The organism is Streptosporangium sp. NPDC003464, from assembly GCF_053588315.1.
On record NZ_JBSFPS010000563.1, the window covers coordinates 1 to 1256 of the forward strand.

Consider the following 1256-nt stretch of genomic DNA (forward strand, 5'->3'; position numbering starts at 1 on the left):
GCCAGAGGTTCGCGTTGACCGGGTATCCGGCCGCCTCGATTGCCTCGATGGTGGCAGCCACTCCCGCGCCGGCCCGTCTTTCCGCGACGACGATGCGCCGCCTTGTTCACCCATGCCGACCACACCCGGGCCGCCGAGAGCGGACGCACCTATGCCTACGTGCGAGTCTCCTCTCGCGACCAGAACCCCCAGCTTCAGCTCGACGCGATCGAGGAATCCGGATACGACCGGCTATTCACCAAGAAACTTTCCGGCAAGCGCGGCACCAGCAGGCCGGAGTGGGATCGGCTCCTGGCCACCGCCAAGGCTGGCGACACCGTGAAGTTCTGGAAGTCCGACCGCTGGGGACGCTCCGCCGCGCACGTCCTCACCACCGTCAACGGACTGCGCGACCGCGGCGTGAAGGTCGTCAGTCTCACCCAGAACTTCGACCTCGACACCAAGGAGGGCCGGTTCATGTTCACCGTGCTCGCCGCCGCCGAGTTCGAGCTGGAGCTGCGCGCCGAGCGGCAGGCCGAGGGCATCGCCGCTGCCAAGCGGCGCGAAGCCACCGGCGCCATGCTGCCAGGCAAGAAGCGGATGGGCCGCCCCGCCGTCATCGGCCCCGCCGAACTCGCCACCCTGCGTCGCCTGGTTGACGACGGCGTCTCCGTCACCGAAGCTGCCCGGACCCTCAAGATCGGCAGATCTACCGCCTACGCGGCACCCTCAGGTCACTGAGCAGCGGTTCCCCTCACCGGCGGCCCGTTTCTGCCGTATTCCGGTGGCGCCCCAGGAGTACGCGTCCATACACCAAGAAGTGAACGCCTGGGCTGCTCAAGATCACACGCTCACCGAAGTACACGAGGCATTCGGCCCGCCCTCCGTTCTCTTCGGCGGCAGCAATCCCCTCCACGGCAAAACACTCGCCTACACGACCGAGCGGGTGACGGACCTGATGATCTGCTTCCATCTCTGGAACGGAACCGACCCGGGAACCCGGTCGAGTTGGCCGCCGGCCCACAACGAGCCCATCTTCCCGCGTCCTGGCCACGTCGGGTGCGGCCTTCGGCCTCGCCGAACTCTGCCGGCACCCGGACGCCCGGAACCGGTCCCAGCCCAGGCTGCGACAAGACGATCCCAGCGGCCGGATGCCGGCCGAAATGGTCCTCCACCTGCCCTTTGCAGGGCCTTGATCTGCTCGCCCGGCACGGTGAGGACCGCCACCGCTGAGCCGATGGTGGCGGCGTAGACAGCGGTCACGGCCGCCGGCCGAC

1 protein-coding gene is annotated in these 1256 nt (G+C 68.3%); it reads left to right on the forward strand.

Annotation, left to right across the window (positions count from 1 at the left end):
* Positions 1–102 precede the first annotated feature (102 nt).
* Positions 103–720 carry a recombinase family protein gene (locus ACWDS7_RS48555; RefSeq protein ID WP_451934840.1) on the forward strand — a complete coding sequence of 206 codons (618 nt, stop codon included), beginning with the start codon at positions 103–105 and terminating at the stop codon, positions 718–720.
* The last annotated feature ends 536 nt before the right edge of the window (positions 721–1256 follow it).